This window comes from Ligilactobacillus pobuzihii E100301 = KCTC 13174, assembly GCF_000349725.1.
Lineage (GTDB): Bacteria > Bacillota > Bacilli > Lactobacillales > Lactobacillaceae > Ligilactobacillus > Ligilactobacillus pobuzihii.
In genome coordinates, this window is record NZ_KB714702.1 from 9,510 (window position 1) to 33,609 (window position 24,100).

Annotated in this window: 20 protein-coding genes, 2 tRNA genes and 1 pseudogene; 18 read left to right on the forward strand and 5 right to left on the reverse strand. The window is 37.3% G+C overall.

Features of this window, described 5'->3' with window-relative positions:
* From LACPOB_RS13145 to LACPOB_RS0109880, 6 genes are all read left to right on the forward strand, one after another.
* Nucleotides 1–1,088, forward strand: a 1,088-nt coding sequence (locus LACPOB_RS13145) for a lipid II flippase MurJ (protein WP_040533109.1), incomplete at its 5' end; no start/stop codon positions are given.
* A gap of 115 nt (nucleotides 1,089–1,203) precedes the next feature.
* Entirely contained in the window at nucleotides 1,204–1,605 is a 402-nt protein-coding gene (locus LACPOB_RS0109860) for a hypothetical protein (protein WP_017868655.1), read from the forward strand.
* A gap of 210 nt (nucleotides 1,606–1,815) precedes the next feature.
* Entirely contained in the window at nucleotides 1,816–4,398 is a 2,583-nt protein-coding gene (locus LACPOB_RS0109865; RefSeq protein WP_017868656.1) for a type I restriction-modification system subunit M, read from the forward strand.
* Nucleotides 4,398–5,639: a restriction endonuclease subunit S gene (locus LACPOB_RS12775; RefSeq protein WP_017868657.1), complete on the forward strand. Its 1,242-nt coding sequence runs from the start codon at nucleotides 4,398–4,400 to the stop codon at nucleotides 5,637–5,639. Before LACPOB_RS0109865 ends, LACPOB_RS12775 begins: the two co-directional genes overlap by 1 nt.
* A gap of 47 nt (nucleotides 5,640–5,686) precedes the next feature.
* A complete protein-coding gene (locus LACPOB_RS0109875; protein WP_017868658.1) occupies nucleotides 5,687–8,773 on the forward strand; it encodes a type I restriction endonuclease subunit R in 3,087 nt (1,028 codons plus the stop codon).
* Nucleotides 8,774–8,924: 151 nt separating this feature from the next.
* Nucleotides 8,925–9,857 (forward strand): site-specific integrase, encoded by a 933-nt coding sequence (locus LACPOB_RS0109880; protein WP_017868659.1) that lies wholly within the window; start codon nucleotides 8,925–8,927, stop codon nucleotides 9,855–9,857.
* On the opposite strand, the pseudogene LACPOB_RS12045 reads toward LACPOB_RS0109880, so the two are convergent.
* The 3 genes and pseudogenes from LACPOB_RS12045 to LACPOB_RS0109895 all read right to left on the reverse strand — a co-directional run.
* A pseudogene (locus LACPOB_RS12045) lies at nucleotides 9,854–10,363 on the reverse strand (restriction endonuclease subunit S); the annotation flags it as partial. The gene LACPOB_RS0109880 and the pseudogene LACPOB_RS12045 sit on opposite strands and share 4 nt — an antisense overlap.
* A 276-nt stretch (nucleotides 10,364–10,639) precedes the next feature.
* The gene (locus LACPOB_RS0109890) at nucleotides 10,640–11,479 is read right to left on the reverse strand and encodes an NAD(P)H-hydrate dehydratase (protein ID WP_017868661.1); all 840 of its coding nucleotides are present in this window, start codon (nucleotides 11,477–11,479) and stop codon (nucleotides 10,640–10,642) included.
* A 17-nt stretch (nucleotides 11,480–11,496) separates the two neighbouring features.
* Entirely contained in the window at nucleotides 11,497–12,393 is an 897-nt protein-coding gene (locus LACPOB_RS0109895; RefSeq protein ID WP_017868662.1) for an alpha/beta hydrolase family protein, read from the reverse strand.
* Between the two features lie 255 nt (nucleotides 12,394–12,648).
* Between LACPOB_RS0109895 and LACPOB_RS0109900 the strand changes: the two genes are divergently transcribed.
* From LACPOB_RS0109900 to LACPOB_RS0109920, 5 genes are all read left to right on the forward strand, one after another.
* Nucleotides 12,649–12,733: transfer RNA gene (locus LACPOB_RS0109900), tRNA-Leu, on the forward strand.
* Nucleotides 12,734–13,152: 419 nt separating this feature from the next.
* Nucleotides 13,153–13,449, forward strand: coding sequence for a hypothetical protein (locus LACPOB_RS0109905; protein WP_017868663.1), 297 nt, complete (start codon nucleotides 13,153–13,155; stop codon nucleotides 13,447–13,449).
* Between the two features lie 89 nt (nucleotides 13,450–13,538).
* Nucleotides 13,539–13,988: a universal stress protein gene (locus tag LACPOB_RS0109910; protein WP_017868664.1), complete on the forward strand. Its 450-nt coding sequence runs from the start codon at nucleotides 13,539–13,541 to the stop codon at nucleotides 13,986–13,988.
* Between the two features lie 63 nt (nucleotides 13,989–14,051).
* Nucleotides 14,052–14,405: a hypothetical protein gene (locus LACPOB_RS12050; RefSeq protein ID WP_017868665.1), complete on the forward strand. Its 354-nt coding sequence runs from the start codon at nucleotides 14,052–14,054 to the stop codon at nucleotides 14,403–14,405.
* Nucleotides 14,406–14,581: 176 nt separating this feature from the next.
* The gene (locus tag LACPOB_RS0109920) at nucleotides 14,582–15,736 is read left to right on the forward strand and encodes a glycerate kinase family protein (RefSeq protein WP_026142825.1); all 1,155 of its coding nucleotides are present in this window, start codon (nucleotides 14,582–14,584) and stop codon (nucleotides 15,734–15,736) included.
* 202 nt (nucleotides 15,737–15,938) lie between these two features.
* On the opposite strand, the gene LACPOB_RS0109925 is transcribed toward LACPOB_RS0109920, so the two are convergent.
* Nucleotides 15,939–16,496, reverse strand: a complete 558-nt coding sequence (locus tag LACPOB_RS0109925; protein ID WP_017868667.1) for a nucleotidyltransferase family protein — start codon at nucleotides 16,494–16,496, stop codon at nucleotides 15,939–15,941.
* A 163-nt stretch (nucleotides 16,497–16,659) separates the two neighbouring features.
* Between LACPOB_RS0109925 and LACPOB_RS0109930 the strand changes: the two genes are divergently transcribed.
* Together LACPOB_RS0109930 and LACPOB_RS0109935 are read left to right on the forward strand one after the other, a co-directional pair.
* Complete coding sequence (locus LACPOB_RS0109930; protein WP_026142826.1) at nucleotides 16,660–17,859, forward strand: acetate/propionate family kinase; 1,200 nt, start codon at nucleotides 16,660–16,662, stop codon at nucleotides 17,857–17,859.
* Nucleotides 17,860–18,020: 161 nt separating this feature from the next.
* Nucleotides 18,021–18,224 carry a hypothetical protein gene (locus tag LACPOB_RS0109935; protein ID WP_017868669.1) on the forward strand — a complete coding sequence of 68 codons (204 nt, stop codon included), beginning with the start codon at nucleotides 18,021–18,023 and terminating at the stop codon, nucleotides 18,222–18,224.
* 161 nt (nucleotides 18,225–18,385) lie between these two features.
* Here LACPOB_RS0109935 and LACPOB_RS0109940 read toward each other — a convergent pair whose 3' ends face one another.
* Nucleotides 18,386–19,120, reverse strand: coding sequence for a deoxynucleoside kinase (locus tag LACPOB_RS0109940; RefSeq protein ID WP_017868670.1), 735 nt, complete (start codon nucleotides 19,118–19,120; stop codon nucleotides 18,386–18,388).
* Between the two features lie 323 nt (nucleotides 19,121–19,443).
* On the opposite strand from LACPOB_RS0109940, the gene purB reads away from it, so the two are divergent.
* The 5 genes from purB to LACPOB_RS0109965 all read left to right on the forward strand — a co-directional run bounded on the left by purB (nucleotide 19,444) and on the right by LACPOB_RS0109965 (nucleotide 23,776).
* Nucleotides 19,444–20,739: an adenylosuccinate lyase gene (gene purB, locus LACPOB_RS0109945; RefSeq protein ID WP_017868671.1), complete on the forward strand. Its 1,296-nt coding sequence runs from the start codon at nucleotides 19,444–19,446 to the stop codon at nucleotides 20,737–20,739.
* A gap of 129 nt (nucleotides 20,740–20,868) precedes the next feature.
* A complete protein-coding gene (locus LACPOB_RS0109950; RefSeq protein ID WP_017868672.1) occupies nucleotides 20,869–21,744 on the forward strand; it encodes a LysR family transcriptional regulator in 876 nt (291 codons plus the stop codon).
* A gap of 206 nt (nucleotides 21,745–21,950) precedes the next feature.
* Nucleotides 21,951–23,324 carry an MATE family efflux transporter gene (locus LACPOB_RS0109955; protein ID WP_017868673.1) on the forward strand — a complete coding sequence of 458 codons (1,374 nt, stop codon included), beginning with the start codon at nucleotides 21,951–21,953 and terminating at the stop codon, nucleotides 23,322–23,324.
* Nucleotides 23,325–23,448: 124 nt separating this feature from the next.
* A complete protein-coding gene (locus LACPOB_RS0109960) occupies nucleotides 23,449–23,658 on the forward strand; it encodes a hypothetical protein (protein WP_017868674.1) in 210 nt (69 codons plus the stop codon).
* 47 nt (nucleotides 23,659–23,705) lie between these two features.
* Nucleotides 23,706–23,776, forward strand: a tRNA-Gly gene (locus tag LACPOB_RS0109965).
* Nucleotides 23,777–24,100: the final 324 nt, after the last annotated feature.

The window sequence follows — 24,100 nt, forward strand, 5'->3', positions numbered from 1 at the left end:
CATACCTGATCATGAAAATTATGAATGGGCACTATGAGTTAGGTGTAGTTCATTCGACGCTTGGGGCATTTTTTGGTGCGATCGGTGGGATCGTGTTGTTAGCTTTTTACTATCTGAAGCAAAGAAAAAAATATGACAGTTTAGCAGAGAATAGTGCAAACATACTTGAGGTTTCCGATGGACAGTTGATCAAGGAGATCATTTATCAGTCGATCCCGTTTATTTTCGTCAGCATTTCGATGACCCTATATAATTTGTTTGACCAGTATACTTTCCAACCGATCATGCAAAAGGTCACTGATTTCACCTTAGATAGTATCAACGCCCAGTATGCGTTATTTGCAGGTAATGCTAACAAATTAGTGATGATCATTGTTTCGCTAGCGATCGCGATGGCAACTACGGCGATCCCTTTGCTATCTGAGTCAGTAACTAAAGGCGACCAGAAAGGTACACGTGATCAGATCACTGATACCTTAGAGTTGTTCTTCTTTATCATGTTGCCTGCCGCACTGGGGATGGCTGCTGTGGCACGTCCGTTATATGTTTTGTTTTATTCCTACGAACATATGGGAATTTACGTCATGAGTGTTTCGGCTTATACTGCTTTGGCACTCGGGCTATTTTCGTTGATGTCTTCTGTCCTACAGGGGGTATATAGAAATAAGATCGCAATCAAATATACGGTCATCGGTTTAGTCATCAAACTGATCTTACAGTTCCCGATGACAGTTTGGCTGCATGGTTATGGTCCTGTCTTAGCAACGGGCATTGGAACAGGGATCTCAGGTGTTTTGATGATCCGTTATGCCTATTATGAATTTGGGTTAGACCTTGAGCGGCTACTTAAGAGTTTTAACCAAATGATGGTCTTTTCTTTAATCATGTTTGTCGTTGTCTTAGCAATTGTCTTTGGACTAGGGCTCTTCTTAAGTTCGTATAGTCGTTTAATGTCAGTCGTTGTTTTGGCCCTTGCCGTCTTAGGCGGTGCTTATGTGTATGCTTGGTTAGCATTGAAAACCAGAGTAGCAGATAAGGTACTCGGAGACAAAGCGGGTTCTTTAAGAAGAGTGTTACGCATTAATTAAATATAAATGAAGCGAGTTCTCTTTTAAATGGGACTTGCTTTTTTGATACAATGAATTTGAATTCTTTAATGTTTTTAGAAGTTAGCTATGGATTAAATTTATAAGGAGGAGCCAAATGGAACTTTATACGTATCAGGACTTCGAGAAAAAGAAAAGTGGTTTAAAGTTTGAAGAGGCAGACCAAATTTATAACGAATTAGTTGGTTTGATTGAAATTGCTGGTCCCAAGGTAGAAAATTATTGGTCAGATTTTTTGCAGGCGTCTGTGACATACGCAGCAATGCGTGGAAAATGGTTGTTATTGTCAAATGAACAACGAGCTGAGATCGATGATCAACGAACAAGTCAGCATGATAACGTCATTCATACGCTAAACTTAGTCAAACGTTATTTGGATGGGCATGACTTAGAAAGTAGCTGGTATGAAGAATTGACGTTTAACTCTGTGCAAGCGCGTAAAAGGATCGGTGACTTCGCTTGTTATGTGTCGTATGTATATGGGGTTAATGCTAGATGAGCATATCTGTATTCAGATTAAGTATTTAAATGAGCAATAGCAATTGTTGTTCTTGATTTAAGAAGCATCTCTGGCAAGATAAATACCAGAAGGTGCCTTTTTTGAACGAAATTCACTATTTTAGCTGATATCAAAATGCTAAAATAAAAAATAGGTGTATATTTTTATTTACATGAGAAATAATAGCTTGATACATGGAGGAAATACATAATGATTACTACTTCAGAAGAAATTAAACGTCGTTTATGGGACGGTGCTAATGATCTACGTGGTTCGATGGATGCTAGTCGCTATAAAGATTACATGTTAGGTCTGATGTTTTACAAATTTTTGAGTGATCAGACATTGGCAACATTTCGATCGACAGCAGGAGTTTCCAAAAGCGCAAATAATGTTCAGAAATACGAAGAGGCCTATCAACAACTAGGAGATACCTTGACTGGTATGATTCAAAAAGTTTTAGGTTATTATGTTTTACCAGAACATTTATATCAAACATGGGTCAAAGATATCAGAAACGGTGACTTTGAATTACAAAAGGTCATGGATAGCTTGAACTCTTTTGAGCGTAATATCGAGATCAAAGGCGATGCCGACGATTTTAAGGGTCTCTTTTCAACTTCCATCATTGATTTGACAGATTCAGCGTTAGGAAATGATTTAAATAAACGTAGTAAAAACATCAAAGACTTGATTTTGCTTTTTGCAGATCTGGATATGGTTGATTTGCAAAATGGCGATGTTTTGGGCGATGCTTACGAGTATTTGATCGGCCAATTCGCATCTAGTGCTGGCAAAAAGGCAGGAGAATTTTATACTCCTCGTCAAGTCAGTGAAGTTTTAGCACAGATCGTGGTTAAATCGTCAGACATTTCCTCAGTTTATGATCCCACAGTTGGTTCGGGTTCATTACTATTAACAGTGGGTAAGCATTTAAATAAGAATGCGCAACGTGACTTGCATTATTATGGCCAAGAATTCATTACGGAAACATATAATTTAACGCGGATGAATCTTCTGTTGCATGGTGTTCGACCAGAAAATATGGATATTAAAAATGGAAATACATTAGCTGAGGATTGGCCTGAAGATCCAGAAAGGCCAGAAGAAGGCGTACAATTCGATGCAGTCGTAATGAATCCACCTTACTCTGATTCTAAGTGGAATAAGCATGAAGATAAGCCGCTTAAAGTTAGTGATCCGCGTTTTGCTGATTTTGGGATTTTACCTCCAGATTCTAAAGGTGACTTTGCTTATTTGATGCATGGCTTATACCATTTAGGACAAAAAGGGACAATGGCGATCGTCTTACCTCATGGTGTCTTATTCCGTGGTGGTACAGAAGGACAGATCCGTAAGCGTTTGTTAGAGAAAAACTATATTGACGCGGTTATTGGCTTGCCTAGTAACATGTTTACAAATACCGGCATCCCAGTTTGTGTTATGATTTTAAAGAAAAATCGAGAATTGTCTGATCCAGTATTGTTGCTTGACTCATCGGAACATTTTGTAAAGATTGGTAAACAAAATGTTTTACGAGAAAAAGATATCGCACAAATCGTTGATACTTATGTTGATAAAACAGAAGTAACTGGTTACAGTCATTTAGCAAATCGAAAAGAAATCATTGAAAATGAATATAACTTAAATATCCCGCGTTATGTAGAAGCTATTGATAGTGAAATTCCTCAAGATGTTGATGGGCACCTGTTAGGTGGGATACCAATGAAAAATATTGCTGACTTGAAAGTTTTGAACTCGATCGTTAAAGATGTATTAGATAATGCTCTAACTCCATTACGTGAAGGCTATGTTGAATTGAATGAGTCAGTAGATGATTTGACAAAAGAAGTTTTAGCTGATGAGAGAGTTAAAAACAAGTCTGCTGAAGTTGAGGGTAAAGTTACCGAATATCTACAGAAATATTGGGGTAAACTAATTAGTGTCGACAGTGAAACAGAGCTAGAAGACTTACGTGACGAAATGTTGACAGAGATAAAACAAATATTGTCAAAGTTTGATTACCTAGATGCTTATGCTGGTTATCAAATTATTGCCGAAATTTGGAAAAATACCTTGTTCAATGATACAGAACTAATTGTGGGGATGGGCTTTTATACTGCTGGACGCACACGTGAGCCCAATATGGTCACCAAAGGTACAGGGCAAAAGAAACATGAAGAGCAAGACGGTTGGATTGGTGCGATCGTGCCAAATGATTTGATCGCTAAGAATTTATATTCTGAACTGGTTCAAAAAATCGCTGATAGTAAAGAGCAGTTAACTACAACAGAAAGTGAACTTAGCGAGTTAGTTGAGGCAGCTAAAGTTGAAGATAGTGACGAAAATAGTATTCTATATGATTCTATAAAGAAAAACAAAGATGATGAACCACAAGATTCTTTCGACAATAAAAAAATCAAAGCTGAACTTAAAGCGGCAGAAAAAGAGTCAGACGAATATCAACTGTTACACAAAGTTTCGACCTTAATGAAGCAAAAATCAAAGCTAAATACGGGGATAAAAAATCAAGAAAAAGAGCTCCAAAGTACTGTTTATGACCGAATCGAAAACTTGACTAATGAAGAAATAGATAATCTGGTTTATGAAAAGTGGTTCGGTGGTATTGAAACTAAAATACTTAATTTAGTCGAGGCTCCTTTGAAAGATGAATTGCAAATTCTAGAAACGTTAAATGCTCGTTATTCAACTACTTTATCTGATCTTGAAAAAGAAACTGAGCAAGTTGAAAGTGAATTTGAAAGTCTTTTAAGTGAATTGGTGGTGAAATAATGACCGAGAAGCGGAAAAATGTGCCTTATAGACGTTTTAAGGAGTTCGAAAATGCAGACGCTTGGGAACAGCGAAAGCTTGGAGATATCGTTTCATTTTTTTCTGGATTAACCTATACACCTAAAGATGTGGTTTCAAAACCAGGAACTTTCGTTTTACGATCTTCTAATGTTAAAGATAATACAATAATAAATGCTGATGACGTATACGTTAAATCTGAAGTTGTAAATTCGGACAATGTTCAAAAGGGCGATATTATCGTTGTTGTCCGTAATGGCTCACGTAATTTAATTGGTAAACATGCTGAAGTTAAAAAGGAAATGGCAAAGACTGTTATAGGAGCCTTTATGACAGGCGTTAGGTACGATACACCTAATTTTGTCAATGCACTATTTGATACAAAAATGTTTAATAGAGAAATTAGTAAAAATTTAGGAGCTACTATTAATCAAATAACTACTGGTAATTTTAAAAATATGCTTTTTAAATTTCCTACTGATAAAAATGAACAAGTTAAAATTGGAGAATTTTTTTCTCAATTGGATCACCTTATCACCCTTCATCAACGTAAGTATGATAAGTTAAAAAAATTAAAATCTGCTTATTTAACTGAAATGTTTACTGCGGAAGGAGAGCGTAAGCCGAAACGAAGATTTTCTGGATTTACTGATGATTGGGAACAGCGAAAGGTAAAGGACTTTGCAACATTTGCAAAAGGGAAAGGCTATTCTAAAAATGATTTGAGAAAAAAAGGTACTCCGATTATATTGTATGGAAGTTTATACACTAATTATCAAACTTCTATTTTTGGAGTAAGTACCTTTGTCAAAGAAAAAAGTAATTCTGTGTTTAGTAATGGAAATGAAGTTATAGTTCCAGGATCAGGCGAAACTGCCGAAGATATTGCACGCGCTTCTGTTATAAAAAAACCAGGAATTATAATAGGTGGGGATTTAAATATAATATATTCTTCTTCAAAAATTGATCCTGAGTTTTTAGCAATTTTGTTGTCAAATGGAGCCCCTCAAAAGGAATTGGCTAGAAAAGCACAAGGAAAATCAATTGTCCATATTCACAATTTAGATATTGAAAAAGTGAAAATTTTATTTCCTAAAATAGAGGAACAAAGAAAAATTTGTTACCTTCTACAAAGAATAGATCACCTTATCACCCTTCATCAGCAACAGTTAGAAAAGCTGAAAAATTTGAAACAAGCATACTTAAATGAGATGTTCGTTTAAATTTAGCGTAAGTATATTCGAAAGTTTTAAAAAAGGGGGACAATGAAGTGAGTGAAGTTGCTAAAGATGCTTCTGAAAGGACATTTCAACAAAACTTTGTTGAGGCCTTAGCTGAATATAAGTGGGATGCCACGGAAGAATTAAATGGTAATACGCATGAAGTTACAGTCGCTGATTTAATAAAAAATTGGCGAGTGCAATTGAACCGTATCAATGCTGATCAGTTGGAAGGTGTACCGCTAACGGACGAAGAATTCGATCAAGTGTTGGCTAAAGTTAGTCAGATCAGTAATAGCTACGAAGCTGCTAAGCTTCTGTCGATCGAAGAATCAACTGGGAAGATTGATGGGATATATAGAGACGACAATTTAAATGTTACTCGAAGGCAAATTACACTGACAATTTTTAAAAAGGCAGAAGTACGTGGGGGCGATTCTTCTTACCAAATTGCACGTGAAGTTAAAACACCTAATAATAATCGTTTTGACATTGTTTTGTTGATCAATGGTTTACCTTTGATCAACATTGAGCAAAAACGAACCGATAAAAATTTAGATGAAGCCTTTGGTCAGTTTAAACGATACTATCGAGATGGCGAATATAGCAATAATTTTATGGCTTTTTCTCAAATGATGGTGATCACTTCCGAAATTGAAACACGTTATTTTGCGACTCCGAAATCAGTTGATGATTTTAATCCCAGCTTTGTTTTTCACTGGGCAGATGAAGATAATCAACCAATTAATAATTGGAAAACAATTACTAAAACATTATTAAAAATTCCAATGGCACACCAAATGGTTGGTGATTATTTGGTGATCGATGAAGCTAATGATCAAGAAAATCAAAAGCATATGTTAATGCGACCTTATCAGGTTTATGCTTTACAAGCAATCGAGGCAGCTGCATTCGGACGAGATGATAAAGGTGTTGGACCTCACGGAGGTTTTATCTGGCATACTACTGGCTCAGGTAAAACCATCACTAGTTTTAAAACTGCTTTATTTCTCTCAACTCGTGGAGGTTTTGATAAGGTAGTTTTCTTAGTTGATCGGCGAGAACTTGATAGTAATACTTCTGATAGCTTTAAGGCATATTCTGCTTATGAATCAGTTGACGTTGATGATACTAATTCGACATATCAACTAAAAAAACAGTTACGGTCGTTAAGGACTGGAATTATTGTTACGACGACTTTTAAATTAAATTCATTAGTGAAAGAGCTTAATGAAAATCATGATCAGAGTTTGGCTGAAAAAAAGATGGTTTTTATTATTGACGAAGCTCATCGAACAACTATGGGCCAAATGATGGGTGACATCAAGTATTATTTCAGAAAATACGGTTTATTCTACGGGTTCACAGGCACGCCATTGTTTGAAGAAAATGATGTGAAGGGCAAAGTTAATAAAAAAAGCGAAGTTATTAATACGACAACAAAGCTTTTTGGTCCTGAATTACATCGTTATACGATCGAAGAGGCTATTAAAGATGGCAATGTTTTAGGCTTTCATGTGGATTATATTAATACTGGTGAATTTACAAGCTATGAAGATTTACGTGAACAAATAATCGAGCAACAGAAATTAGAACATCCAGACCTATCTGATCGCGAATTAGAACGTTCAGTTCAGGTTTTATCTGATTTACAGGTTGAACAACAAGCGGCTGAAGATGGTGTTTTGATCTATCAAGATGAGACGCATATTCCACGGGTAGTTACAGAAATTTTAGATAATTGGGAAAATCAATCGCAGTTAAAACAGTTCAACGGTATCTTAACAGTTGCTTATAAAAACAGAGTTATTGCATATTATCGCGAGTTTAAAAAACAACTGGAAAGTCGGGATAAGCAAATTAACGTCGCAATGACTTTTAGTTTTGGAAACGAAAATGATCCGGATAATGTTGCTCCTGAAGTAATCAATGAAATGTTTGCAGATTACGAGGCATTTACAGGATTACATTTTGAAGCTGGTAATCAAAAGCAGGGCGGAGATGGCTATTTTGAAGATTTAACAGAACGCGCAAAACGCGGAGGTAGTGGCAGAAATCTGAAAAATATTGATTTAGTTATTGTAGCTGATCAGTTATTGACCGGATATGATTCAAAAAGACTGAACACCTTGTATGTTGATCGTTCATTGGAACTTCAAGGATTGATCCAAGCTTATTCTAGGACTAACCGTGTTTTTGGCGCAGATAAAGAGTTTGGGACTATTATTAATTTTCAATACCCTAAAATCACGGAAAACACAGTGGATACTGCTTTGAAACTATATGGTAGTGGAGGAACAAGTAATAAAGCAATCGTTGATGTTTATAAAAATGCAGTTAAGAAGCTTGAACTCGCTGTAAAACAAATGAAACCAACCTTACCAGATCCGACAGATTGGCAGAAATTAAAAGATGACGAAACGGGAAAAGTAAATTTTCAAGAAAATTTCAAGGCTACTGCTGACAAAGTTAATACTGTTGAGCAATATTATGAGTTTAAGTGGGATGACGATGCTTTTGGTATCACAGAACATGAGTGGTTACAGTATGTTGGTGCATATAAGAACCTTTTTACAGGTGCTGGTCCAGATGATGCCCCACCAATTGAAATTAAACAACTTACTGGAAGAACCAAGTTATCTGGTACTCAGGTTATTGACGCAGCTCACATCTTGAATTTAATTGGTGATAGAGTTGAAACGAAAAATGGTATACAAACTGTCGACAATGAAACATTGAGGATCGTTTCGGAACAAATCCGAGAATTGAGTAATATGGGGCAAGATGACCAAGCTCAATTATTAAGAGAGTTTGTTGACGAAGAACTTGTTCCAGGGCATTTGTCAGGTGATATTAATTTTGATGATGCTTATGATGAATGGAAAAAGGGCTTAGAAGAAAAACAAGTTGATGAATTTGCACAGGAAAGAGGAATCGATTCAGAATTATTAAACCGTTCTGTTTCTGCCTTTTCTATTTCTGAACCAGATGTTGTACCTTATATCGATGAAATTACTAGCCGAGTTGATTTTAACAAAGCAACTGATAAGTCTGCTGGAAATATGTTAATGCATAATATAAAGTTGACTAAAGATCTTCCTAAGTGGATGGTGCAAATTAAACAAAAATATGATTGATTTAGAAAGAAGGCTGAGATATATTATCTCGGTCTTCTTTAATATAGAATCTTTTAATAAATATTGTTTGAACGTTGTGTGCTTGATAAAATCAGGTTAACAACTTGTCCTCCTTCACGAGCGTCAGCCACTTTAATAGGAGGAAAATACCATGGCAGATCCGACAGGAAAAAATGAGCTTTTTCATGTTTATTACGAACGATGGATTACTGTGTATAAGGAAGGGGCTATTCGTAAAGTTACGATGGCCAAATATTTAATGACCCATCAATGGTTAATAAAAATCGTACCTGATTTAAAAATTTGTGACTTGACTCGTATTGTTTACCAAAAATTATTAAATAAATATGCTGAGAAACATGAACGACAAACAACGATGGATTTTCACCATCAATTAAAGGGCGCTATTTTGGACGCAGTTGATGAAGGACTGATTGAACGTGATCCAACAAGGAAAGCAATTATTAAAGGAAAAACACCTCGGCATAAGAAGCCTAAGTATTTAAATCAGTATGAACTTCATACAGTCTTGGTAAATTTAAAACTTGGTCAAGAAATAAATTGGAACTGGTTCATTTTGCTAGTTGCTAAAACAGGAATGAGGTTTTCTGAGGCTTTAGCCTTAACTCCGCAAGATTTTGATTTTTCTCATCAGGTAGTTGTGGTCAATAAAACTTGGGATTATAAAGGGCAGGGCGGTTTCTTACCGACAAAAAATAAATCTTCTGCGCGTAAAGTGGAACTAGATTGGCAAACTGTGATCCAATTCTCACAATTAATTAAAGATATGCCAGAAGATGAACCTATCTTTGTACCACAAAATGTTAAAGTTTACAATTCAACTGTTAACGGTGTACTAAAAAGAGCGTGTAAAAGGGCAAACGTTCCGGTAATAACTATTCATGGTTTACGCCATACACATGCATCGTTATTACTCTTTGCAGGGGTTTCAATTGCGAGTGTTGCTAGAAGATTAGGGCATGCAAGTATGACAACTACGCAGAAAACATATCTTCATATTATTCAGGAATTAGAAAATCAGGACGTTGATTTAGTAATGAGGTCACTTTCAGGATTAAGTTAATTATTTGGTGAAAAAGGCTGACGCTGATGAAGGGTGATAAGGTGATCTAACTTTTCCATAATCTGTCCAATTTTAAACTGTTCCTTATATATTGGAACATAGTTTGTAAAATTCTCAACAGTAGTTTTGGAAATATTTAATTGAGACATACCTGCTCCCTGAGATTTAAAATATTTTTGATGAGCATTAATAAAATAGAAAAGAAACTCTGGAACAACAGTTTTATTTGACCTTAACAAAGCAACGCGCTGATTTAAAACAAATTTATTATCCTCTGGTATTAAAGCAACTCGGCCTAATAAATCACCATGTCCTACATCACTCAATACCATTACCAAATCATTTTTTTTAAGTGTCTCTTCAGTATCATGAACAAACTTTCCAGAATGTTTCAATCCCCCATTAATAGAAATTGAGTTTAAGTTAACAAGTTCAAACTTTCCGTAATTAAATTGACTACCTTCATGCGCTCTACCATTTTGATACACAGCCATTTCACTTAGGTCTCGCTGTTCCCAAGCGTTTGTTTTTTGAAGTTAATTATACGTGAAGATAATTGTTGCGCGTTATAATTATCTGTTACGTAAAGCAGTTACTGGAAGTAAGTCTGTCACATTGATAGATGGACGTCGTATTACAGATCTTGTAGAAAAATATAAAATACACATTACGCCTATATCAAGCTTTACACTAGATGATTATTATTTTGAGAAAAAATAGCCAATACAAAAAATGCCGACCTAAATCGTAGCCTAGGCCGACATTTTTAAATTCATATAACCTTACTTACTGTTTTCTTTCATAAATCTCTGCAACTGATCAATAATATCGGTTGGTAAGACAACATAAGCATTTTTGGCAAGTTGGTCAGCGATGGCACTATGCGTGTATAAAGCTGCGTCTAAAGCTGCTTTAGGATCTTCGCTAGCAAACTGTCCCATGAAAGCCGCAATGATACCAGTTAATGTGTCCCCCATCCCGCCTGTTGACATGTAAGGACCGCCGATAGGAAGGCGAGTGGTTTCTTGTTTTGGTGAATAGATCTCTGTGTGGTGTTTCTTTAATACCACGGTTGCACCAAGCTTCTCTTGTTTTTGTCGATTGTTTTCTTCAGATTGATCCGCGATTTTAATACCTGAAAGTCTTTGCCATTCCATTTCATGGGGTGTGAAAATAATATGAGTATCTGGCAAATTATCCTGCAGCTCTTTTTCTTGTGCTAATAGAGTGATCGCTGAACCATCGATGATCAAATATTGCTCTGGTTTGACATTTGCAAAAACACTTCTGATGATCGATAGAGAAGTCTGGTCAGTCCCCAATCCGGGTCCGATCACGATCGCATCGGCACCGGCTAAGACTGAATTGACTGTTCTTTCATCAGTGAAGTCGACAAACATTGCTTCTGGGACAACCGCGTGCAAAGCCGTTAGATTTTCTGGTGCAGTGGCACAGGTAACTAATCCTGCACCGGCGTGGACAGCAGCTGAGGTCGACATTAAAATTGCACCACCATATTGTTTGGTACCGCCGACTGTTACGATATGCCCATAATTACCTTTAAAGCTGTCGACTGGACGTTTGTTAATGACTGTGAGTATTTCTGAAGTTAAGTTTTTCAAAATATTACCTCCAATAATTAACTTAACAAAAAGTTTTTGATTGTTTCTATCGTTTGCTGGTGGATCTGCTTACGGTCAACACCAGGTGCATCTGAATACCAGAATGAATCGACCTTAGCGGGTTGTTTTTTTGCTGGTAAGAAGATAAAATGACCGACATTTGCGGGTAGCTCTTGATAAATAGCATCTGGTAAGAACTTATGATAAACACGCCCATTTTGATCGATCGGTGCGATCTTGTCACCACCAGGAGCAATGATCAAAGTTGGAATATCAACTTTTTTAGTTTGCTGTCTTGAGTTGACACCCGTTCCTAAAGCAGGGGATAAGGCAACGACTTTTTTAAAACGGTCATCTTTCAAATCTGTAGGGACTTCGGCTGGCTTTGCTTCAACCACTTTCTTGGTCAGCTTACCAAATTCTGGCATCTTTACCACTACATTTGCAGGTAAAGTTTCGTCTTCTTGCTTTTGAATCAAATTTTGGTCAACGTTTAATCCAGCAAGTGCCATTACCGAGTATGCTCCTAATGAAAAACCAATTGCGTAGATTCGTTCTTGATCTATTAAGGGGCCATATTGGCGAATTAGTTCTGATAATACGAAGGATAGATCTCGTGGTCGCTCCCAGTAACGTTTGAATTGTGCGGGGATAGGATCACTAAAAGTGTTTCCATAGTGGTCAGGTGACGCCACAATATACCCTTGTGCGGCCAATGGCATTGCTAACCAAGCTAAGCTGATCCGGTTACTGCCTGAGCCATGAGACATTAAAATTAGTGGATGTTTTTCACCTGAGTAATTTGCTGCATAATCCAAATTGAGTTCTTCTGGGTACCAAAGTGTAGTTTTTAATGGTCGATCTTCTCGAGAATGGTCCGTGAAATTGAGCGTTTGTGCGGTAACTTGCGACATTTTTTTCTCCCTTTCTGACAAAACTTCACTTTTAGTATAGCAAAAATAGCGATTGCAGACACGTTTAAACGGCTGATAAAAGGCAGTAAAAACAAAATTGTGGATTAGGTTTGACTCCTGTCAGCGGCATAGGAAGAAAAAACGTATAAATTAGCGCAACTAAAATATCTTTGGAGAATAATTACAAAAATAATAAAACCTCTTTTAATTTAGTGCAAATTATTGTATTATAGTTAGGTACTGATTTAAATCGACGCCACTGTGGCGGAATTGGCAGACGCGCAGCGTTCAGGTCGCTGTTTGGGTTATCCAAGTACAGGTTCGACTCCTGCCAGTGGCATAATAATTAGTCTGACCATCGTTTCAGTTGAAACGGTGGTTTTTTCTATCTGAAAATATGAGGTAATTTAAAGGATACCTAGAATAAATAAAAGTTAACTTTTTTAACCTTTTTTAAATTTATTCGAACAAATAAATGGTACTTTTATTTACTTTAGAAGCAATAATTGCTATACTTATAAGCAATTAGTATGTATTTATTCTGATATTTAATTTTTAAATAGTTAAAACAATGAACTTTGCTTTATTATGATTAAAAGTAAAAAGAGTTGATAATGAATTAGACTCGAAGTCTTCTTTTAAGCATAATATAAAACTTATCGTTGAAGGTTAAAATCATAAAGTTTGATTAATTTACCTAAATGGAGTATGATTCTGTGAAAACGCAATCATTAATGAGAGAGAAAGGACGTAAATCAGATGGCAAAAATAAATGCAATGTATTTGGTGGGAAGAGCTAAGATCTATCGGGACGAGGCTCAACGAGGGATTGAATTAGAATCACAGGGTGACGAAGAACGTGCTTTATTAGTTTGGAAGAGTTTAAAACGAGCATGTGAAGCAGAACTTGCTAGTTATGATGGAACAGATAATGATTATGCGCACTTCTTACATACAATTTCCGAGTATGTGCAAAATAATTCTGAGGTGATGTCTGGTTTAGAATTGATCAGGATCAGCAGCCGTGATTACCTGAAAGCTATGAGTGGGAAATAATAGGACATCTAATAAAATTAATGTTATACTTTCTTTAGTGGAATAGGTATTATCATAGTAATTTTTATATATAAAAGGGAGTGGCAACTGTGACAGAACAAGCATATAAAACCATCCTTGTACCAGTTGATGGTTCCGAGGCGGCAGAAAAAGCCTTGAAAAAGGCCGTAGAAGTTGCCAAGAGAAACCACGCACACTTAGATATTTTGAATGTGATCGATCTCAAGCAATTTTCAGTCAGTTTTGCTGGTATGTTAAATGCTAGTGGCGACGTAGTTTATAAGACATTTGAAGATGTTGATAAATATCTAGCTGAATTACAAAAGAGAGTTAAAGAGCAAGGCTTTGACGACGTTGATGTCCACGCTCGTTTTGGTTCTCCACGTACGGTAATTTCAAAAGATTTCCCGGAAGATCATCAAACTGATTTGATCATTATGGGACCTACTGGGTTAAATGCAGTTGAGCGTGTCTTTGTGGGCGCGGTCACTGATTATGTGATCAGAGCAGCTAGTTGTGATGTAATTATTGCGCGTTAATAGTTTAGCTATGTGAGTTAACAACTCAAGTAATGTTGGAGTCGAAAGGAGACAATTAATAAATTGAATTTCGGAGCAGCGTTGGTATATATTGCGTTGTTTATTCTCACGATCTACAACGTGCGGCGTAATTATCATTTGATGAAGTTGCGTTCCAATGCGAATATTCGTGAACCAGAAAAACTATCGCAAGATGAACAAAGTCAGTTAAAGGGCTTTAATTCTGATAAGCGAAAATGGTCTATTTTAAGCCAGGTATTTTTCTTTACTGCTTTATTCTTGGCTTTTAAAGGCACATTAGCCCAGTTGGCTTTTTTCATGGATCTTTATACTGTTTCAGTGATCTGTGTCAATAATATTGACATCGACATTGTTAAGCTATTGGGTCAATCTTCTGGTTCTCAATCAGAACAATAGAAAATAAAAATGCTTTCCCACTTGTCTTGTGGGAAGGCATTTTTCATATACAGGACAAAACAATCAGTTAAGATGCTTTGGCATTATACCGTGTTTTTGCGATAGATATCTTAAATAAACGGAAAGACTTGGGTTGTGCGACCCAACTAATAGGTGTTTTGGGGAAGGTGATTTACTTGAAATTTGTTATTGCGCCAGATTCATTTAAAGGAAGTTTAACCGCTAAAGAAGTTAGTATCGCGATAAAAAAAGGGATCACGAAAATTTATCCGAAAGCAGATGTGGAATTAGTCCCAATGGCGGACGGTGGAGAGGGGACTGTTCAAGCGTTAACTGACGCAACAAAAGGCAAATTTATCACTGAAATGGTGACAGATCCGCTAGGTAAGCCAGTCGAGGCTAGTTACGGTATTTTAGGAGATGGCCACACAGCTGTGATCGAAATGTCTGCCGCGAGTGGTCTTCAATTAGTTGATGAAAATTCACGTGATCCAATGAAAGCAACCACGTTCGGCACTGGCGAATTGATTTTAAGTGCATTAGACCAAGGTGTAACAAAGATAATTTTAGGAATTGGCGGCTCGGCTACTAATGATGGTGGAGCTGGAATGGCGCAGGCGTTAGGAGCTAAATTATTAGATCCCAAGGGTAATGAGCTTCCTTTAGGTGGTGGTTTTTTAGATCGATTAGATAGAATAGATGTTAGAGGTGTTGATCCACGAGTTAAGAAAACTAAAATTTTAATTGCTTCTGATGTGACTAATCCTTTAACTGGAAAAAATGGAGCAAGTGTTATATTTGGACCACAAAAAGGCGCAACAGTAGAGATGGTAGAGCAATTAGATCAAAACTTAAAACATTATACCGATATTATAGAAAAAGATTTAAATCTAGCAGTAAAAGAAATTCCAGGCGCAGGGGCTGCTGGTGGTTTAGGTGCGGGTCTAATAGCTTTTACTAATTCTCAAATGAAACATGGGATCGATATCGTTGTTGAATATAGTTTGCTCAAAAAAAGGGCACAGGGCGCTGATTTCGTATTTACAGGAGAAGGCGGGATCGATCATCAAACTAAATTTGGTAAAACTCCCTATGGTGTCGCGCAAGCAACTAAGCTTGTTGCACCAACAGCGCCGGTTATTGCCTTAGCGGGTAATATTGGGAAAAACATAGAGTCTTTGTATCAGTCTGATGCAATTGATGTTATCTTTTCTACACCGAGTGGTGCTAAGCCTTTAGACAAAGCAATCAAAGATAGTCCGCAAGATATTGAACTAGTAGCTGAAAATGTGGCGCGTTTGGTCAAGACAACTTTAGCTGCAAAAGAATAGCTTTAAGGAATTCATTTATAAACTAAAAAACCGGCGATTTATCCCATAAATGGTTTAAATCGCCGGTTCCTATAGGTGTTCCAAAAGATTGAAGCTTTACTGTAATGATGATCGCGTTATTCTGGTTCTTCTTTTTGCTATAACCAAGATAATGCGATCGTCGTTACAAATCAGCTTCAAAGCATCTTTTGTTGCACTTTTTTTAGAATTCAATTTTTAATTCAGGCCATTGATCTGCCCAGTTTTTATTATTGATCCGTTGGACATAACGCTGGTGCCCCGGTTGACCGTCACGGTAATCTGGCGTTGGCTTTAGATCCAAATTAAACAGATCTGTGAGGCCATAAGGAGCAATTATTTGATAGTTTTTGAGGTGATCTCTTTGAACCCCGATACTTGTGCAAGTTTCTGGAAAACCGGCAAGTGTTTTTTCAATTGAATCATAAAAATGAATATGACTGGCGTGACGTGCGGTTAGAGCAATGTTTTGCAGATTCCACAGATAAAGTGAATGATTCTGGTTGAGGATCTCTTGGGTAAATAAGTAATCTTCATATGATTGGCTGGGGTCATGGTAATAAACATCAATATCGCCAATTTTTAAAGAGAAATGACGTTCAGTCAATGTATTCCAGATCAAGTTGCGGATCGTACCGCCACAAATAGTTGCTTGACGAAGATGCATTTTTTCAAGGATCGTAAAAATTTCATTGATCTCGGCATTTTGGGAGATAATATTTAAAAATTTTTCTTCGTACACAATAAATTTCCTCCTGCGTAAAACTGATATATTGTACATTGTATTCGATTTTTTTAATCAATGCTATGTGTAATTTTTAGAATTTACCCTTGTAGAATTTCACAAGCGTTGTATAATTCATAGGTAAGCGCTTTATTCGAAAGAAATTTAGGGGAGTTAATTAATTATGGAAATATTAGCTGTTAATTCAGGAAGTTCAAGCTTCAAATTTAAACTATTTGTCATGCCAGAAGAAAAAGTGATCGCTTCTGGACAGATCGAACGGATCGGACAGGCTGGTTCTGTTACAACGATCAAACATAACCAGGGAGAAAAATTTCAACGTAAAGATAATATTAAAAATCATAAGCAGGCTGTCCAAATACTAATGGATTTATTGTTGGAATTAAAGATCATTCATAATTACTCTGAGATCGATGGAGTCGGTCATCGAGTGGTTGCTGGCGGTGAGTACTTCGATCATTCAGTTGTTGTAGATGATGATGTGATCGCTAAGATCCACAAAATAGCTGATATGGCACCGTTACATAACCCGGCTAATTTAGTCGGTATCGAAGCTTTTAAAAAGATTTTGCCACACGCAACTTCTGTTGTTGTATTTGATACGGCCTTTCACCAAACGATCCCAGAAGAAAACTTTATTTACAGTGTGCCTTATGAATGGTATGAAAAGTATGGGGTCAGAAGATATGGTGCCCATGGTACAAGTCATCGTTATGTCGCAGGCGAAGCAGCTAAATTGATGGGACGACCTTTAGAAGACTTGAAATTAGTCAGTTGTCATTTGGGTGCAGGTGGTTCGCTATGTGCTATCAAAAACGGAAAATCATTTGATACTTCAATGGGCTTTACACCTCTGACAGGGATCACAATGGCCACACGTTCTGGTGATGTTGACGTTTCGATGATTTCATATATGATGGATAAATTAGGCATTAATTCGATCACCGAAATGGTGTATATGCTAAATAAAGAATCAGGCCTCTTAGGCATTTCAGGTGTTTCACCTGATAGTCGTGATATTATGCAAGTTGCTCACGCAAATCATCGTGCACAGCTGTCGCTTGATATCATGATCAAAGATGTTGTGAAATACATTGGCCAATATGCATTTGAGATGGGCGGATTAGATGGTATTATCTTTACTGCTGGAGTCGGTGAAAATTCTGACGAGATCAGGGCTGCTATCATGGACCGTTTAGCATTCTTAGGTATCACGATCAATGAAGAAGAAAATCAAAAACGTGGTGAAACTGGTATTATTTCTGGTGATGATTCGAGTGTCACTGTAATGCGCATCCCAACGGATGAAGAAGTTATGATCGCCCGGGATGTTGTTAGCCTGACTCATAAAGAAGGCTAAAAATACTCTGGCCGAAAGTGTGATTAATAAGTGTTCAACATAGCTTGATAATTTCTTTGAAAATGTAATGTTATTGTAAACAAAAACTATTAACAAGTCTCCTAAAAAGTGGTAGATTATTCTGGTCTTAAGATAATAATTTATTTTTAGGAGGCTTTGTCATGGGCAATAAGCTTGATATTTTGCGCGATTATCAAGTAGCTGAGGCGGAAGCTGCAGAGTTGGATAATTTTTGTGCGAAAATTAAAAATTCTGATTTAGCTGCCGATTTTTTGAAGGTTTATGATGAGAAACGTCGAAGCGTAATTAATGAATGCCGTAATTTGCAGAATATTTTAGAAGCAATTGAAGCGGCGGAAGATTAACGAGATAGTTATTTGAAAAATAATAAAAACAATGGAGCTGGGACATAACTAGCTGTACGATTTTAAAATGGCCACCGATCTAATACCCATTTAATGGGATAGATTGGCGGCCTTTAAACGTGTTTCAAAACATCTTTTATCTCACGCACATTGTTTTTATTTTAATATTTTAACTTACGCTTTGCTTTAAGCTGTTCAAAATCAGCGGCTGAAATTTTATTTAATTCAACGAGTTTGCTTTCAATTTGATTCAAGACATGCCCACGGTCCGCTAAATTTTCCACGAAGTCGTACTTGTCGCCATCGATCATTAAAAAAGGTGAGATATCATATGATCTTGCCCAATCGCTATAGTAATCTAAGAGGTTATGATAATAATTCACTAAAGATGGATCGGTTTCGACTTGTTCAAACTCACGTCCTCTTTTTTTGATCCGTTTGATCATGGTTTCATACGAGACATTGATCATGACCATTAGATCTTCGGTCGGATCGTCACTGACATATTGTAATTCTGACAACATGTTAGATAAGAGTTCTTTGTAGATCGCGTATTCGATCTCAGTGGCATTTCCCATTGCGGTGTTCATTTTCATGAACATGGCATCTTCGTAGATGGAACGGTCTAAAATATTATTACTTTCTTTTTTAGCTTGTTTGATCATCTTGAAACGACGATTCAAAAAGAAAGTTTGCAGTAAATATGCGTAAGGATTTGAGACATTTTTTTCTCCGTTCGCTCTGCGTTTTGCGGCGATCTCATTTCCTCGGTAAAACAATGGCAAGACAGGGTTGTCTTCTACAGGTTCGTAGAAAGGCTTTGTGCCAAGTTCTTGCGCTAAGATTTCGGTCAAGCTAGATTTACCAGACCCGATAATTCCCGCTAAAGTGATCAAGCTGGGACAACTCCTTTGATATAAGTTCGGAAAAACATGGACCAGTTGATCTGTTGCTAATGGAAATTTTCTCGACAAAAGAAGATCCCTAATTGTTGTTCTTCCGTTTACGTTTTAATTAATATGCTTTTACTATTTTACATTGACCAGGAGGGCTTTTCAATCTTAAGATGAAAGTAGATGCGGAAACATAGTTTAGATCGATCAAATTAGATTGAGAAAAATTCAATAAAAACTGGTACGATTTATGTTTGAAATGTATAATTAGTCCAGTAAAGCTTAACGAAAATATCAAACATGCATAAATAAAGGAGAAAAAACGAATGATTTCAAGATATACACGTCCAGAAATGTCAGCTATTTGGAATGACCAAACTAAATATAATTGCTGGCTTGCTGTAGAAGTCGCCGCAGATGAGGGCTGGTCTAAGCTAGGTATGATCCCTGAAGATGATGTTAAGAAAATTCGCAACAATGCTTCTTTTAACGTGGAACGGATCGCTGAGATAGAAGCAAAAACACATCATGATGTGATTGCTTTTACACGTTGTGTTTCTGAATCATTGGGTGATGAAAAAAAGTGGGTCCATTATGGTTTAACTAGTACAGATGTAGTTGATACAGCTTATGGCTACCAGCTAAAACAAGTCAACGACCTCTTACGTGCCGACTTGAAGAAGTTCAAACAAATTATTGCTGATAAAGCTAATGAATATAAATATACTGTTATGATGGGACGTACACATGGGGTGCACGCTGAACCTACGACTTTTGGTTTAAAACTAGCACGTTGGTATTCAGAGATCAACCGTGATATTGAGCGTTTTGAACATGCTGCCAAAGGTGTTGAAGCTGGCAAAATTAGTGGCGCCGTTGGAAGTTTCGCAAATATCGATCCATCCATTGAAAAATATGTCTGTGATAAATTAGGTATCCGGGCTCAAGAAATTTCGAGTCAAGTCTTGCCCCGTGACTTGCATGCTGAATACGTTTCTGTGATGGGCTTGATCGCAACTAGCTTAGAAGAATTCGCTACGGAGATCCGTGGTTTGCAAAAAACGGAAACTCGTGAAGTAGAAGAGCATTTCAGTAAGGGACAAAAGGGCTCTTCGGCTATGCCGCATAAGCGTAACCCGATTGGTTCTGAAAACATTTGTGGTTTAGCACGTGTTGTCCGTGGTCATGTGATGACAGCCTATGAAGACGTTTCTTTATGGCATGAACGTGATATCTCACATTCATCAGCTGAGCGGATCATTTTGCCAGACACCACCATCCTGATAGATTATATGTTGAATAGGTTTGGTAATATCCTTAAAAACCTAACAGTTTTTCCTGAGACAATGAAGAAAAATATGGATAAAACATTTGGCTTGATCTATAGTGGCCGTGTGTTATTGAAATTGATAGATGCCGGGATGAGCCGTGAGGATGCTTACGATTTGATCCAGCCTAAGACTGCACGGTCTTGGGACGAGCAGATTTCATTTAGGACTTTGTTAGAAGAAGATCCAGAAATTACTGATAAATTAGACCAAGCTACTTTAGACGAAGCATTCGATTATCATTGGCATTTAAGACGAGTGGATGAGATCTTTGAGCGAGTAGGGTTAAAATAATTATTCAAAGTACACCCAGTGGGAATATTTAGTCGTTTCTTACAAATTATTTTTGTTGAAGTTATATCGTTTGACTAGCCCACAAAAGGGGTGTACTTTAACATTTAATGTGGGAAGGAGCAAGGGTCGATGACAGAGTTTGCCTATCAAGCATTTAGTGAAGTTGCCCGGCAAAAAACTTTTGTGGCTGCAGCAAAAACGTTGAACGTGACCCCATCGGCGATCAGTCATTCGATTGCTGGTTTTGAAAATGAGTTGGATTTTCCTTTGTTTATTCGTAATCGGACCGGTGTGACTTTGACACCAGATGGCGCCAAAATTTTACCGATCGTGCAGGAAATACTAAATACTGAAACCAAATTACATGAAGAGGCTGATCGAATCAAGGGGCTTAATTCTGGTAAGATCCGATTGGGTGCTTTTAGTAGCGTTTGTATCAATTGGTTACCTGATATCATTCGAACTTTTAGACAAGAGCATCCGCAGATCGATATCAGTATTGAGCAGGGTAACTTTAACAGGGTAACTGAACAAGTTCGCCTAGGCCGTATCGATATTGGCTTTTCTGCTTTGCCGATCGCTGAAAATTTGAATGTAGTACCACTACATGAAGATCAAATCTATTGTATTGCTCCAAGTGATTTCGTTCCACACAATGGACAAACGATCACTAAAGAAGACGTTAAAAATGAACGATTTATTTTGCAACAAATCGATTATGACCGTGAAACTAAAAGGGCGCTAGATGCTTATAATGTTTCGGTGAATTCGATCCAATATAGTATCGATGACGCTTCGATCATTGCGATGGTCGAAAGTGGGCTAGGTTTGGGGATCTTGCCTGAATTAGCTTTACAGAATTTATCGGGTAACGTGAGAGTCTATCCTTTTTCAAAATCGTTTAAACGTACGATCGCTGTTGTATCTCAAAGTGAGGAAAAACAGACTCCATCGACTCACGCTTTTTTGCAATTAGTACAAAGGTGGGTCAACGATCATTATTAAAAATAACGGTTATTATTTTGAATTTAAATAATTTGGTTTGGTTCAGTTGTGAGAAGAATTTTTTAGTCGAGCTGCAGCAAGCCGAACCCTGTGCCTAACTACTTTTGACATCAATTCGCAAAAAAACACGGTTTGATGCCCAAGGCGGTTAGTGCTCGAGTTCTCTTAGCTTGCCTGTGCTTTGTTTTTATAGGGGGGACCTTACAGTGAAAGAATTAACCAAAGGCAGTCCAATTAAATTGATCCTAACATTTGCGATACCACTGTTGATCGGTAATTTATTTCAACAGTTATATAGCTTGTCTGATACGATCATCGTTGGACAAACTTTAGGTGTGAATGCTTTGGCCGCCGTTGGTTCAACAGGTAGTATTCAATTTTTGATCATCGGATTTGCTCAGGGGATGACTGCAGGTTTGTCGATCATGACTGCGCAGTTTTTTGGTGCACATGATTACCGCAAAGTGCGCGAAAGTTTCGCAACTAGTATTGTGATCAGTTTGATAGTTACAGCTATCTTGACATTTTTAAGTGTTTATTTTATTCATGACATTTTGATGTTAATGAATACGCCTGCTGAAATTGAGGAAAATGCGCAGACTTTTAGTACCATTATTTTTGGTGGTATTGGGATCCAGATGGCTTATAACTTGTTGGCCAATATTATTAGAAGTCTTGGTGATAGTCGGACACCACTTTATTTCTTGATCATCGCAGCCGTGTTAAATGTTTTGTTGGAGTTGCTATTTATTATAGTCTTTCATTGGGGGGTTGCTGGTGCTGGTTTCGCTACATTAGTAGCGCAGTTGTTCTCAGTGTTGTTATGTGTGCTCTATATTATTAAGAAGATTCCATTATTACAGATTCACTGGTATGATTTTAAAAAGATCAACCTCAAAATGATCACAAGTCACTTAAATGTTGGCTTTCCAATGGCTTTCCAGTCGTCCATTATTGCGATCGGTTCGATCATGATCCAATCAGCCTTGAACTCCTTAGGTACGACAGCTGTTGCAGCTACGACAGCTTCTAGTAAGATCGACCAGATCGCTACTTTACCGATGAGTTCGTTCGGTGTTGCAATGGCAACTTATACCGCCCAGAACTATGGTGCTGCTGAGTATGGCCGTATTTTAAAAGGGGTTAAATCTGCAGTGACTATGTCAGTTGGCTTTAGTATTGCTGCTGGCTTATTAATGATTATTTTCGGACAGAATATGGTGACGATTTTCGTTGGTAACGCAAATCCCGGCGTTTTATCTTTGTCACAGATCTACTTTAATGTGAATGCTTCATTTTATCCATTACTAGCGGTCTTGTTTATTTTCCGGAATACTCTGCAAGGCTTAGGAAAAAGTATTGTGCCAACTTTGGCTGGGATCGCCGAACTTGCGATGCGGATCGGTGCAGCTTTATTCTTGGCAACAAGGTTCGGCTATGCTGGGGCATGTTTCGCTAGTCCATTAGCTTGGATCGGTTCATGTTTAGTTCTGATCACATCGTATGTTCAGTCAGTTAAAATGTTAAAGAGACGGCAAAAGGAAAAAGATGAGCAGTCTGATCTACTGACAGATAATTAAAACCACTTGCTTTTTTGAGTAAGTTTTGTTAATATGCAATTCGTGTTTATCGGAGCAAAGCAGTTTAGGTTATTTGACTACCGCTGTTTATTTTGCTTGAGATAAGTTGGTAAGGGGTGAAACAATGGAAACGACATTAAAAATCGGGGATCAAGTAAATTGCAAAAAATTTGGTTCATTAAAACATGATTTTGTTGGTACCATCGAAAAGATTTATGATAATTCAGCGATGGTTTCGATCGATAAGTTTGACAAAAGTGATAATGTGACAGTAACTGATTTTCATAATCGGGCGATCGTTCGTCTAGGTAACATGAAGAAAGTTTCTGCATAAAGATAGTGACAAGTTAGGGATGCTATGCTATACTAGTTCTTGTTGTTGCGGGTATAGTTTAGTGGTAAAATTCCAGCTTCCCAAGCTGATGTCGCGAGTTCGATTCTCGTTACCCGCTTGACGATGACATCTTCAACAATGAAGGTGTTTTTTTATCGTTTTATTTTTCTAATAAATACTAAATTTTTAATTGCTTCAATAATGAAGACTAGTAGGTAGGGGCAGCACAAAGCGAGTCTGGGTCGGTGGAAGCCAGATAGTGTAAGCTATTGAATCGTACCTTTTAGAAGTCGATCAAAAATATTTATGAGTGGATCATTAATCAATTAGAGTGGTACCGCGGGTTATCTCGTCTCTTGCAGTGTATTTGCAGGGGACTTTTTTTGTACCCTAAGTTAAAAGACGGCTAGGCAGTAACTGATTATTAGGGCCGTTTTGGCTA

Coding starts and splice junctions, on each gene's coding strand:
- LACPOB_RS0109860 (WP_017868655.1), top strand. CDS start 1,204: ATGGAACTTTATACGTATCAGGACTTCGAGAAAAAGAAAAGTGGTTTA.
- LACPOB_RS0109865 (WP_017868656.1), top strand. CDS start 1,816: ATGATTACTACTTCAGAAGAAATTAAACGTCGTTTATGGGACGGTGCT.
- LACPOB_RS12775 (WP_017868657.1), top strand. CDS start 4,398: ATGACCGAGAAGCGGAAAAATGTGCCTTATAGACGTTTTAAGGAGTTC.
- LACPOB_RS0109880 (WP_017868659.1), top strand. CDS start 8,925: ATGGCAGATCCGACAGGAAAAAATGAGCTTTTTCATGTTTATTACGAA.
- LACPOB_RS0109895 (WP_017868662.1), bottom strand. CDS start 12,393: ATGTCGCAAGTTACCGCACAAACGCTCAATTTCACGGACCATTCTCGA.
- LACPOB_RS0109905 (WP_017868663.1), top strand. CDS start 13,153: ATGGCAAAAATAAATGCAATGTATTTGGTGGGAAGAGCTAAGATCTAT.
- LACPOB_RS0109935 (WP_017868669.1), top strand. CDS start 18,021: ATGGGCAATAAGCTTGATATTTTGCGCGATTATCAAGTAGCTGAGGCG.
- purB (WP_017868671.1), top strand. CDS start 19,444: ATGATTTCAAGATATACACGTCCAGAAATGTCAGCTATTTGGAATGAC.
- LACPOB_RS0109950 (WP_017868672.1), top strand. CDS start 20,869: ATGACAGAGTTTGCCTATCAAGCATTTAGTGAAGTTGCCCGGCAAAAA.
- LACPOB_RS0109960 (WP_017868674.1), top strand. CDS start 23,449: ATGGAAACGACATTAAAAATCGGGGATCAAGTAAATTGCAAAAAATTT.